Source organism: Thermocoleostomius sinensis A174, from assembly GCF_026802175.1.
Lineage (GTDB): Bacteria > Cyanobacteriota > Cyanobacteriia > Elainellales > Elainellaceae > Thermocoleostomius > Thermocoleostomius sinensis.
In genome coordinates this window covers 3,600,227-3,612,969 of the sequence record NZ_CP113797.1, presented here as the reverse complement: position 1 = coordinate 3,612,969, position 12,743 = coordinate 3,600,227, and the positions used below count along the sequence as shown (strand labels likewise).

6 protein-coding genes are annotated in these 12,743 nt (G+C 46.8%); 5 read left to right on the top strand and 1 reads right to left on the bottom strand.

Going from position 1 to position 12,743, the window contains the following annotated elements; genetic code table 11:
- The first annotated feature begins 119 nt into the window (after positions 1-119).
- The 5 genes from OXH18_RS15595 to OXH18_RS15575 all read left to right on the top strand — a co-directional run bounded on the left by OXH18_RS15595 (position 120) and on the right by OXH18_RS15575 (position 9,981).
- Positions 120-1,013 carry a calcium-binding protein gene (locus OXH18_RS15595; protein WP_268608024.1) on the top strand — a complete coding sequence of 298 codons (894 nt, stop codon included), beginning with the start codon at positions 120-122 and terminating at the stop codon, positions 1,011-1,013.
- A gap of 15 nt (positions 1,014-1,028) precedes the next feature.
- Positions 1,029-3,041: a tetratricopeptide repeat protein gene (locus OXH18_RS15590; protein ID WP_268608023.1), complete on the top strand. Its 2,013-nt coding sequence runs from the start codon at positions 1,029-1,031 to the stop codon at positions 3,039-3,041.
- A 30-nt stretch (positions 3,042-3,071) separates the two neighbouring features.
- A complete protein-coding gene (locus OXH18_RS15585) occupies positions 3,072-6,578 on the top strand; it encodes a tetratricopeptide repeat protein (RefSeq protein ID WP_268608022.1) in 3,507 nt (1,168 codons plus the stop codon).
- Between the two features lie 11 nt (positions 6,579-6,589).
- Positions 6,590-9,115, top strand: a complete 2,526-nt coding sequence (locus OXH18_RS15580; RefSeq protein ID WP_268608020.1) for a tetratricopeptide repeat protein — start codon at positions 6,590-6,592, stop codon at positions 9,113-9,115.
- Positions 9,116-9,195: 80 nt separating this feature from the next.
- On the top strand, positions 9,196-9,981 hold the full coding sequence (locus tag OXH18_RS15575; protein WP_268608019.1) for a sulfotransferase: 786 nt from the start codon (positions 9,196-9,198) through the stop codon (positions 9,979-9,981).
- A gap of 147 nt (positions 9,982-10,128) precedes the next feature.
- Here OXH18_RS15575 and OXH18_RS15570 read toward each other — a convergent pair whose 3' ends face one another.
- Complete coding sequence (locus OXH18_RS15570) at positions 10,129-12,543, bottom strand: hypothetical protein (RefSeq protein WP_268608018.1); 2,415 nt, start codon at positions 12,541-12,543, stop codon at positions 10,129-10,131.
- Positions 12,544-12,743 lie beyond the last annotated feature (200 nt).

Here is a 12,743-nt window from a genome sequence, read left to right as displayed (position 1 = left end):
AACCGAATGTCAAGCGCCTTAAGCTGTGATGCACCACCAACCTCGGTTGTGATGCCCCAGCTTGGAGGCGTCATTTTAGCTGACTTTGGACTTTAGAATATTGCTGAATCGAACGATCAATGTCAGAAATTATCGTATTACCTGGGTCGGGAGACCCGCCTGGTAGTGGTTTATATCCAGACTATGGATTGCGAGTAATTAGTGAACAACCTGTGGTGCTACGCCGCCCACCCACAACGCCCGCAGGAACGATCGCCGCAATTGGCAGCCCAGTTGATGACTACATCGCCGCAATTGATCCGAACAATACAACCATCTTTACCTTGGCTGGGGGTGATGGCAATGATACGTTAATTGGCGCTGCTGGGCCAGACGTCATTTCTGGTGACGGGGGCAACGATGTGGGGCAAGGCGGCAGTGGTGATGACATCTTGGACGGTGGAACTGGGAATGACGTGCTGCAAGGAGAAGATGGCAATGATTTTCTTCAGGGGGGCGATGGCAATGATACGCTTCAAGGTGGAAACGGCACCGACTTGCTAGTGGGTGGTTCAAGAGATGACTATTTGGATGGCGGTCCGGGCAATGACGTGTTGATTGGTGGACCAGGGCGAGATGTTTTAGTTGGCGGGGAGGGTGACGATCGCCTGCAAGGTGGCCCAGGCAAGGATTTACTAACAGGTGGACTTGGCAAGGATAGTTTTCGGTTTGAGAAAGGTTCAACAGGCAGCAAGAAGCGAAAACGAGTGGATGTGATTACGGACTTCAATCCACAAGAAGACACAATTGAATTAGATCGTCGATTGCTAAAAGGACAAGTCAATTTAGGTGAACTCAAGGATGAACACTTCAAGTCGGTACGAAAGATAAGGAATGATATCGATGCAAAAATTATCTATGAACGTCGATCGGGTTTGCTTTACTTCAATCCTGAGAAAGGCCCAACGATTATTCTGATGCAGCTAGACAAGAATCTGAAAATTACGGCTGCAAACTTTGAAGTGTTCTATTAGATTGGCTCCTTACCAATGTTAGGTTACCTAGATCAAGCCATTGCCGATTTTGATCACGCGCTTTGGACAGGGCAAGGGGTCGTTAGCGCTTGCCAAACCTTGGGCAATATTTTGCAAGCACTGGGACGATTTGATGAATCTGTAGATTGGCATGCCCGTGCGACACAAACAAGCGGCAATCGAGCGGAATTATTTTCAGGACTGGGTACACTGTATGCCCAACAACAGCGTTGGGATGAAGCGATCGCCGCCTATCGTCAAACGCTGAAACTACAGCCAACTCACGCAGAAACCTGTTGGAATCTGGCAAATATCTATGCCTTGCTAAATCAACCTGTTGAAGCGTTAGAGTACCGTCATCGAGCACTCAAGCAATCTCCTCGTTGGGCTACCTGCCAAAGCCATTTCAGTTTGGGTAATGATTTGATGGCAAACCATCAAATCGAAGCCGCCATAGCCGCTTACCATCGGGCCCTCAACTTAGAGGCTAGCTTTGCGCCTGCGCACTACAATCTAGCGGTAATCTTTAGCAATCAGAAAAACTACGAGGCGGCGATCGCATCCTATCACCGTGTGCTGGAACTAGAGCCTGATCGGATTGAAGCCTATTTAGGACTAGGGCAAGCTTTGGAGCAGCAAAACCAGTGGCAAGAGGCGCTGACTTGGTATCGGCAAGCAATTGAACTAGCTCCTGAATCGGTGGCAGCCCATTATGCCTTGGGGCAATTGCTGTTATGTCAGGAACTGTGGAACGAGAGCTTGGTGATTTATCGTCGCCTGATTGAATTGCAGCCAGCGGACTTTAAAGCGTATTTCCATCTGGGATTTGCCTTGCTGAACCAACGGCAGTATGCGCAGGCGACCGCCGCATTTCGCCATGCCATCGATCGTGCTCCTACTCAACCTGAACCCTATTACTATCTAACCCGTGCGTTGTTCGAGCAACAGCAATGGATGGAGGTCATTTCAACGGCGCTACACGTGATTCGGCAACAACCCAATTGCTCAGATATCTACAGGCTGCTGGGTCATGCCATTCAACAGCAATCGCGGCAGCCGAGAGGGCTACACAAATTGATCGCTCACTATCGTCAGAGTCCTTTAAGTTCTGAGCACGGGCTGACTTTCTATCTGCATGTTGGGGATCGCTTATTGAAACAACGGCAGTTTAATGGAGCCATCTTGTTTTACCGTTTAGCAGTATGGCATCAGCCAGAAAACGAAATCGCCGCCACCAATCTAAAACGCGCCTTTGCTAAACGCAAGCAACTAGAGAAGACGATCGCCACTCGTCGGCAGCAATTGACAGAAAATCCGCATCAGATCAAACTGTACAGCCAGCTTAGTAATCTGTTGACCGAGTGTGGAGACTTGGATGAGGCAATCGCGCTCAGCGACCGAGCTAATTTGTTGCAACGATGGCGGCACGTTTCCGAAAAGCATTACGAATTTACATGGGACTGGTTCAGCCACCGCATTCCCATTTGGCAAGAACACTTGGGTCATCTTGCCCATCAACACGGATTACAAGCGTTGGAACTAGGGTGTTGGGAAGGACGGTCTACTTGTTGGTTGCTCGATCATATTTTAACTAGTCACGATAGCCGAATAGTTTGTTTAGATTGGACGTTTCAAGCACGCTTTGATCTCAACATCGATCGATCGGATGAGCGCACCAAAGTGACCAAACGATCAGGAAATCCCCTCACCCACCTAGCAACGCTACCTCCTGCCACCTATGACCTAATTCATGTGGGTAGCGATGATTTAGCGACTTTACAACAGCGCCTTGCTCTTTGTTGGCAAGCGTTGAAGCCCAACGGAATTTTGCTCGTAGATGAGTACTGTCAAGGCTATCTAATCGATGATTCAGGCAATCCAGAGAATGTAAGGGATGGGATTGATCAACACAATCAACATTTCAAAGCAACAATCGATCGGGTTCTCATTCTAATTGCTACCGAAGCTAAAATTCTCTATCAAAATCGTCAAATACTGATTCAAAAAAGTTTGCACTCTGTTCCATAGAGCATTTCCCTTCTATTCAAACTAATGATTATGCTGAAACACCTCAAGCTGTATCTCAGCAGAACACCTAATCAATCGAATGATCCGAATCAGCTAGCTGTAGCCGAATCTGATCATGATGGGCAACTACAAGATGAAGCGATGGCTACGTCTGTTGCTTCCCGAACTACGGCAAAAACTCAGCTTCAGTTGGGGCATGACTGTTTTCAACATCGTCAATTCAATGCAGCAATTGACCACTATCGAGCGGCAGTAGCGGCTGATCCAACTTGGATTGACCCATATTCCTATCTGGCAGATGCTTTGAATCAGGCAGGTAACTCAGCAGAAGCAGCGATCTATTACCGTCAAGCAATTGAACTCACGCATCAACAAGCGAATTCTTCTAATTGTTTTTCTACATTGAATAGCGATAAATTAAGTAATTCAAGTAGAGAACAAATATCCGAATTAAAAAAATCAGTCAGTGCTTCCAGTCCATCACATAGAGAGCAGTTGGTAGAAGATCATTGGATTCAAGCTAAATATGCGTATGAGCAACGACAGTGGCACGAAACGATCGCTTGTTGTCAGGCGGTATTGAATCTTCAAGCCACGGCTCCAGCTTATAATCTATTGGGCAACGCCCTTCAGCAGTTGTATCGACTATCGGAGGCGCGGTCTGCATACATGGCGGCAATCGAGCTAGCTCCTAGTTCTGCTGACGGGTACGCTAACTTAGGCAGTTTGTATGCTCAGCAACAACAGTGGCAAACAGCGGCAGACCACTATCAACAGGCGATCGAGTTGAATCCTAACTTTGCTGGAGCCTATCGCAATCTCGCCAAGGTTTGGGCAGCTTTGAATCAGGCAACTAAAGCAACAGAATGTTGGCATCGAGCGTTACTGCTAGAACCAGAAAAGATTCCGGCGGAAGAACATCTCAACTTTGGCAATTGGCTGCTTCAGCGAAACCGTATTGCAGAAGCGATCGTCTGTTATCACCAAGCCATGCAACTATCTCCAATGTTGGTCAAGGCGTTTAGCAATTCAGTTTCGTTTGATCTCCCTTATGTCACTGGCGAAACTGATGGTGGTTCCTTAACCGTAACAACTGATTTCGCTCCTGTTGTAACAGCTGCGTTCTTGGAAGACGTAGAAGCGTATTTACACCAAGAGCAATGGGATCAAGCGATCGCAGTCAGCACTGAGGCTTTGAAGCAACTTGAACCTGAAATAGCTCAAACGTATCGCTGCCTTGCCAATGCTTTTTACGCCAAGGAGGATTTGGATACTGCCATTCGCTACTATCAACGGGTTGTGGAATTAGAGTCAGAGTCGGCCGCTGATCATATCAATTTGGGCAGCTTGTACGCTCAGCAACAACAGTGGCAAGTGGCCCTGTCTTGCTATGAGCAGGCGATTGCTCTCGACCCAAACCTAGCCAGTGCTCACTGGAACTTGGGGCGCGTGTGGGAGCGCTTGGAACAGCCTGAACCAGCAGCAGATGCCTTTTTTCGGGCAATTACGCTGGAACCAAGTTGGGCAAGTTTGGAAGAACATCTAGTGCTGTGTCAGACGCTGCGATCGCAGGGCAAGGAAACGGCAATTGCTTGCTATCAACAGGTCCTACAGCGAGATGATACTTGTGCGGTGGCTCAGGTTGCGTTGGCAGACCTATTGGCTCAACGAGGACAGTGGCAGCAGGCAATCACTCATTATCGCCGTGCGATTCAATCTGAACCCAATAATGTTAGCTATCTAGTAGGACTAGGACAAGCCTTAGCAGAACTGCAACAGGGACGGCTGGCTATTGCGGTTTATCGTCAAGTTGTTGCCCTTGATCCGCAGCCAAGCTACTACCTCACTTTGGCGCTCTGGTTAGAGCAGCAAGGACGTTGGCAGGAGGCGATCGCTTGCTACCAAACTCTGTCTAACTTACAACCAGATGATTGGCAAATTCATCACAAGCTCGGAGATTTATGGAATCAACAGCAGGATTGGCAACAAGCAACATTCGCGTTTCAACGAGCAATTGCTCTCAATCCTAACTGTTCTTGGTCTCATCACAATTTAGGAGATGCGTTATTTCGCTTACAACAGTGGCAATCGGCCGCGGCCGCCTACCGACAGGCGATCGTCCTCAATCCTGACTTTCATGGGTCACACTATAACTTAGCAGAAGCGCTGACTTCTCTACAGGACTGGGATGAGGCGATCACAGCTTATCGTCGAGCAGCGCAACTTCAACCCACAATTGCTGAGCTTCCACAAAAGTTGGGCAACGCCCTCTGGCAACGCGCTAAGGCAGATACGGCTATGGCGTTTGAGTATTTCCAACAGGCTATTCAGCAGCAGCCAGAGGATTTATCGAACTATCACAAGGTCATCGAAATTCAGCCTAATTGCGCCGATCTCTATGTGCAACTTGCCGATGCATTGGTGCGAAATGGTCGGCTAGAGGGTGCGATCGTGTTTTATCAGATGGCACAACAGTTAACACCCAACGATGCAGAAATTATTCAAAAATTAGATTCAGCGCTATCTCAATCCACGATCGATTTACACGGTTTTGAGGACAAAGCGATACAATCTCAAGCTGAATTTGTGGATTTTTATGCAAATTCCCCTGCTCGAACTTTGACAATCGAGCAACTAGTTGTGGGAGAGGAGACCCCATCCAATCAAGGTTCTGGTAGATTGGGAAACCCCGAGCAACTCTATTCTGTAGATGTGGTGATTTGTGTTCACAATGCCTTGGAGGATGTGAAACGATGTCTGGCGTCCGTTTTGCGGCATAACACCGTCAACCATCAAGTGATTATCGTGGATGATGGCTCTAGTCTAGAGACGGAGCAGTTTCTAGCAACTTGGGTGAAGCAACATCCGCGATCGCAACTCTTTCGCAATCCGACCGCCTTGGGATACACAAAGGCAGCCAATATTGGCTTATCTGCAAGTCAAGGTGACTATGTCGTGTTACTCAACAGTGACACGATCGTGACTCCCGGTTGGATTAACAAGTTACTTGATTGTGCAAACTCTGATGAAGCAATCGGAATTGTTGGGCCGTTATCGAATTGTGCCAGTTGGCAATCAGTTCCAGAGCTTCAAGATAGTAATGGTGCTTGGAAGAATAATACATTGCCATTGGGTTATTCCCTAGACGAATGGAGTCAATTGATTGAGGTACTCTCTGACCGATCGTTTCCGCAGGTTAGTTTTATCAACGGCTTTTGCTATTTGATTAAACGTAAGGTAATTGCAGCGATCGGACTGTTGGATGACCTGCATTTTCCCGAGGGCTATGGAGAGGAAAACGATTTCTCATTGCGGGCCCAAGCAGCAGGATTTAAGTTAGCAATTGCAGATCAAGCTTATGTCTATCATGCCAAGTCTAAAAGCTTTGGAGTAGAACGGCGACGAATTTTGTGTCAACAGGGTGCGATCGCACTTAAGCAAAAGTATGAGCATGTCAATATCAGCGCTCTAACCAAAGCAATGCAACACAATCGAAGCTTGAACTCTCTTCGCCTAAAGCTTTCAAAGTACTATTAAGTAGCAGCTATATGGTATCTTTGTTCACAAATCAGGTCGTTGAATCTGCAAATTATTTCTTTAAGCAAGGAAACGTCTTACAGCAAGCCAATCGCTTAGAGGAAGCTGTCCTTGCTTATCAGCGTGCGATCGAACTAGCTCCCGATGCAGCTAGGTTTCATCACAACCTTGGTAATACTTTGGTAAAGCAACATCGCTTAGAGGAAGCCGTCGCTTGCTACAAACTAGCCATTCAATTGAAGCCTAGTTTTCCAACCGCATATTATCGCTTGGGCGAAGCACTGGAACTGCAACATTGCTACCAAGAAGCTATTGCAGCTTATCAACAGGCATTGCAACTCAATCCAAGAACTTATCAATATTCATATCGCTTAGGAGAAATATTTAGAAAACAAGGAAATTGGCAAGAAGCAATCAATGCCTATGCCCAAACAATCGAGCTAAACCCTAGTTTTGCCAATGCTTACTATCGCATTGAAGAATTACAATCGCGATGTAATATTTTGTCTTATCCTACTTTGAAGAGAGATCAAAGTAATTCTTATCCGACAGTTACTGAGTTTTCTACTCATCCTAGGGGCGATCGGTCTAATCTCAAAAAACATCAAATTAGCATTCTTTTTCTTCTTCCAGTTAAAGGTGGCAGTGGTGGTGCGCATTCTATTATGCAAGAGTGTTTAGAACTACATCGCACTGGTCTTCATGCAAGAATTGCAGTTGATCAGGTGAATTACTCCAGATTTTTGCAGCATTACCCAGACATTGCAGATGCAGCGGAAATTGTCATTAGCTATCAAACGCTTTCAGAGCTACAGCAGCTTGCAGATCAATTTCTAGTTGTTTGTGCCACAATTTATAGCAGCGTGAAGCTCCTAGAACAATTAATTATCAGAAATCCTACCCTTGTTCCTGCTTACTATATTCAAGATTATGAACCACTTTTCTTCGATCAAAGCACGGTTGAATGGCAAGAAGCATGGCGCTCCTATGGACGTATAGCTGATGCAATTTTGTTTGCTAAAACTCACTGGCTTTGCCAGGTAGTGAATCAAAATCACGATGTCAATGTTCACAAAGTAGAACCAAGTTTAGATCATCATGTTTACTATCCAAACCCTACACCAGTGAGTCAATCGCAACGTATTCTTCATATTGCAGCGATGGTACGGTTTTCAACACCAAGGCGTGCGCCTCACCGTACATTACGCATTATTCAGACGCTGGCCCAAATGGTTTCAACGCAAGTAAAATTTACTCTGTTTGGAGCGACACCAGATGAAATTGAAGCGCATGGAATGCCAGTTCCCAACACTGCAACAGTGCTAGGGATATTGAATCGTCCCCAAGTTGCCGCAGTGCTACAACAGGCAGATATTTTTCTAGACCTATCGGATTATCAAGCATTTGGACGGACGGCCCTGGAAGCCATGGCTTGTGGTTGTGTTCCAGTAGTTCCACAGCGAGGCGGAACGAATGAATTTGCGATCGATCGTGAAAACGCATTCGTGATTGATACAACTTCCGATGAGCAGTGTCTTGCTTGTCTACTGGAACTAGTGCAAACCGATCGCCAAGAATTACAGCGCTTGCGATTAAATGGCATTGAGACCGCAGCAAACTATTCCAAACAACGAGCAGCCTTGAGTATTCTTGCGTTATTTCATGCGGTGCTCACAAATAGCGAACCAAGCCCAGTGGGGGCTACTTATGTGGAAAGCACTCAAACGGCTCTACCTTTATCAACTATCTCTGTACCCAGCAACACTGAGATAACTTGTCCCTTAAACAATGCCGCTAATACTGCTCAATTAGAAGAGAAATTAGCAGAGATAAAGCTCCGGCTGATGTTACGGCGTAAATGGGCCTATCTTCGTTACTTGCATCAGCGTCAAGCCTTTTTGTTAACCAAAGATGTTGAAACATTTCTCAGCATCGGCTGTGGACTAGGATTAGCAGAGTTAGCCTTGGCACTAGAGTTTCCAGACGTGCAATTTCATTTAACTGATTTTGACACTACTCGCTTAACTATGGCTGAGCGAATCGTCAAGCAATGGTCACTGTCGAATGTCACCGTTGGTCGCTATGATGTTTTGGCTACTCCAAAAAACCGCTACGATTTGGTTGCCTCCATAGAAGTTTTAGAACATATTCAAAATGATATTCTTGCGATCGACCACATGTGTCTGGCTTCCCAAAAATATGTATTTGCGCTAGTTCCGTTTGCTCCACTTCACATCAAAGCAGATCCTAAACTTCAGGACTATGTTTGGAGGAAATTTGAGCATTATCGCTATGGTTACAGTGCAGACGACTTGAATTGTATCTTTACCGATCTAGGACAAGAAGTAATGATCATTCGAGGATGTTACTGGCGCGATGCCGGCTTTGAATTCAGACAGAATAACGAAAAGCTATCAGATGATGAAATTCGATTGCAATTTCCATCATTGGTACAACAAGCAGAAAAAGATATACGCGCTAGCATTCCAGATACCTTGGAGCAGGCAGCAGGTATTTGGACATTAGTAAAGATATAACGCTATAAACAACAGATTATTGCGAGAAACGAATATTAGAAGCATGCAACCAATCGCTTGATAATCTTAGTAGCAAGAAGATGAATAAGCGCTATCTGTTCATTTGTGGTTGTCCACGTTCTGGAACAACGGCAATTACGGCATTATTGAATACCCATCCAACGATCGCCATTGGCATGGAACGATATAAGTATCGAATTCATAGGAACATCAAAACCATCGATGCAAGCTTATTTGAAGCAGAAAACTTTTTCAACTTTTGTCCGCAAGAAACTAACATTTTGCCTTCGCAAGGTAACTGGACACGGCTCTATCAGCAGATGGAGACTAAGTTTATGACTCAAAGCGATCTATTAGTGGGTGACAAGAATCCGTTCTACTTTAATGTTTACGAGCAAATGGAAGCCGCTATGAAAAAAACTAAGTGGATTTTTATGTTGCGTAATATTGAACAAGTCGCTGCGTCTTATAATGTTCGGGCTGCTAATCCACAGGATTCATGGTTGCAGAACAATAATTATGTAAAAGCTGTGGAACATTGGAACAGCGCCTTAGCAAAGACATGGAAATTTTTTAGCAAAAACCCGATGAAGCTGTTTGTCTGCGAGTATGAGCTATTTTTTGCGGGTAATGAGGCGTACTTTCAAGATCTCCTAAAGTTTCTGGAAGTAGAGTGTGAGAGCAATACGCTCCGAGATTATCGTGCCATAACGAAAGACTGGCAGCATCGCCAACGAAAATTAACTTCCCTGGACGATCGCCAACGAACCTATATTCATGATCATGCGAAATTGCAGACCAGCAATCGATTGGTCAGTGCGTCTCGTCAGGTGCATTGTCATCCACAAACCCTGATTAGCAGGTAGTTGCCTTGATTGACTGACCCCACTTGATTCCCGTCACCCGACATCCCTCTACCAGAGTCGGAGAGGAATATCGAAACCCCCTTAATCGCTTCGACTCTCCTTCCCCCAGATTGGGAGAAAGAGACGTTGTCAGACAATTAGCCTGACTTACTGCGAGCTACTTCCATCACTCTCATCATAGTAGCCTGCCACTGGCGAGCCAGTCGGAGTTTCAACTTCTGGAATGGTGGTTCCCAAAGACTCGGCATCTGAAGCACTAGCAGGCGTTTCGATTTCGCTAGTTTCTGATTCATCGCTGGCAGAGGGAGGTGAATCTGCCCAACCCTTCCAAATCGCATCCCGTTGATCAACCCAGGCTTCAATCGCCGCTTGGGCCTCGGAATAGAGCGCACGACCAGGGGCAATTTGAGAGGCTAAATCGATTGCCATCGTCAACCGTTCGCTAGCTGCCAATGCATAGGCTCGATCGAGAATCGGACGATCGGCAGCAATTTCGGCGGCCTGAAGTTTGGCTTTCCACTCCTCAATCTCTGCTTGAGCGCTAGCATACAGGGCCCGATTGGGTTGAATGCGATGGGCAACTTCAATCGCGTCACTCCACTTTCCTTGCTTGGCGAGTTTTTGAGCTTGGTTCCAGATTGGCTGATCCTCAATTGTTTGAATTTGCGCTGTCCACGTTGCAATCAGCTCTTGGGCCCGATGCCATGCCGCTCGATCGTCGGGAATTTGTCGAACTTGGGCAATCGCTGTACGCAGTCCTGCAATTTTACCAGACGCCGCCCACCGTTGCCCAAGTGCCAAGTAGGGTAAATCTTCTAGCCCTTGAATATCGCGTTGCCATTGCGCTATCAGAGCTTGTGACTGCCTATAACGTGGGCGATCTTCTTGAATTTGACTAGCTTGAGATACTGCCAATTCCAATGCGGCTCGATCGCCAGCATTCGCAATCACAGTTGCAAATCCCAATTGAGTCAAATCCTGTAAATGAGCTTGCCAGGTTTGTTGTACTGCTTGGGCCTCGTCATAGAATGGGCTATTGGGTTGAATTTGCCGCACCGCTGATACAGCCTCTAGCAAAGCCCACATTTCCTTGAGGTTCAGTAGAGTGGCGTCAGGTTGCAGCTTAGCTGCTACCAGTTGGTTAGCTTGACTGAGGCGAATCAGATCGAGTCCAGCAGCAGGCAACGTCGGCGATAAGGGAATTTTAAAGGCCAGCGCCAAGGCAGTCTCTCGATCGCCAGCTTGCCATTGCTCTAGCGCTGCTGAAATCAGCATTTGGCTCCAGTCTTGCAGCAATGCCTGAGCTTCCGCAGAGGCATAGGTATTAGCTGGCACTTGGCGCAACAGACCGATCGCCTCTGAAATTTTCTCTAACTGTCGATCTTTTGCTAACTTTTGAGCCTGGATTAGGTTTTGCCTAGCTTGTTTCTCACGCACAATCTGCTTGAAGAGCATGTCTGCTCGCTCTAACCGCCAATATTCCCGATCGAAATATCCAAGTTCTCCCACCTGTTGAGACGCCAATTTCCAGTTTTGGGACCGAATCGCCTCTTGTGCCACGGCTACCACAGACTCGCCTTTCTGCCATTCCTGTCGCCAAGCAGACACAAGTTCTTGGGCTTCCAGATAGACTGGACTAGAGGCTGGAATGTATCCCACAGCATCAATGGCTTCCTTTAATTTGCCTTGAGCCGTTTGACTTTGAGCAATCACCAGAATTAATCGCGACCATTCAGTAATAGCTGCCTGCGCATCCTTGTAGAGGGGGGCCTGGGGCGACCAATTTTCCAGTAACGCAATTCCAGCCGCCAAATCTGCCAACTTGCCCGATCGCGCCACTTCTTGAGCACAGTATAAACGTTGGGTTGACATGGATTCAGTGGTAACTTTGCGGCAATCGGCCGAAGGAGGCGGACTCGTTAACCAGACAAACGCCAACCCAGTAATGCCACCAAATGATCCCAAAATTGCCAACCAAATTACAAGCCATTGCAGCGATTTTTTGCGCTGATTGAGCCATGTAATTGATCGCTCGATCGACGGTAACAGCGATTGGTAAGTCGTAGCAGCAGACTTAGAAAGGGTTTGCGTCGTGGTACTAACGGTTTGCTGGGCCGATGCTAGCCGATTCGACAAGCAACTCACTGACTTATCGGTGGCTGAAGTAGTCTGAGGCGGCTCACAAGGATTGGTGGCTGGAGCAGTTTCGACAAAGACCTGAGTCTCTAATGCAGCCTCAGTTGCCTGTCCCACGTTTGATGCAGACAAGGGCTGAGATGGTGGCGGCGGCGGGCTTGGTAGATTTGCAACCAACGGCGGGTGCAATCCGGGAGTTTCGGTCGGAGCTAGCGGGGCAGTGGAATTCGACGAGTCCAATGCATTAGTGCGATCAAGTTGGACGCTATCTTCTGAATGAGTGGGCTGAGGAAATGTCGGTAATTTTAAAGGCGTGATCGGCAGCGATCCAGTCTGCGATCGCAGTTTAGCGGCAGACAATCCGAATTGATTTCTGTCCACTTGATTTTTGTCAACGTCAGGCTGATTAAGCTGATTTTGTCCCATAGCCCACTTAATTCACTCTTATCGTTTGCTGAACTCTACATTTAGCAGAGAAGTATGGCACAGACTCTACCATTAGCGTCCAACTGTTACGTGCATTAACGCAAGATAAGCTTACTGATAAATTTCGATCGTGAATCAAAAATCTGAGTTAAATCTCATGAGCAAGTGGCACAAACAGCTAGCTTGAAGTTGAGGCTGAC

Coding starts and splice junctions, on each gene's coding strand:
- OXH18_RS15585 (WP_268608022.1), top strand. CDS start 3,072: ATGCTGAAACACCTCAAGCTGTATCTCAGCAGAACACCTAATCAATCG.
- OXH18_RS15575 (WP_268608019.1), top strand. CDS start 9,196: ATGAATAAGCGCTATCTGTTCATTTGTGGTTGTCCACGTTCTGGAACA.
- OXH18_RS15570 (WP_268608018.1), bottom strand. CDS start 12,543: ATGGGACAAAATCAGCTTAATCAGCCTGACGTTGACAAAAATCAAGTG.
- OXH18_RS15590 (WP_268608023.1), top strand. CDS start 1,029: ATGTTAGGTTACCTAGATCAAGCCATTGCCGATTTTGATCACGCGCTT.
- OXH18_RS15580 (WP_268608020.1), top strand. CDS start 6,590: ATGGTATCTTTGTTCACAAATCAGGTCGTTGAATCTGCAAATTATTTC.
- OXH18_RS15595 (WP_268608024.1), top strand. CDS start 120: ATGTCAGAAATTATCGTATTACCTGGGTCGGGAGACCCGCCTGGTAGT.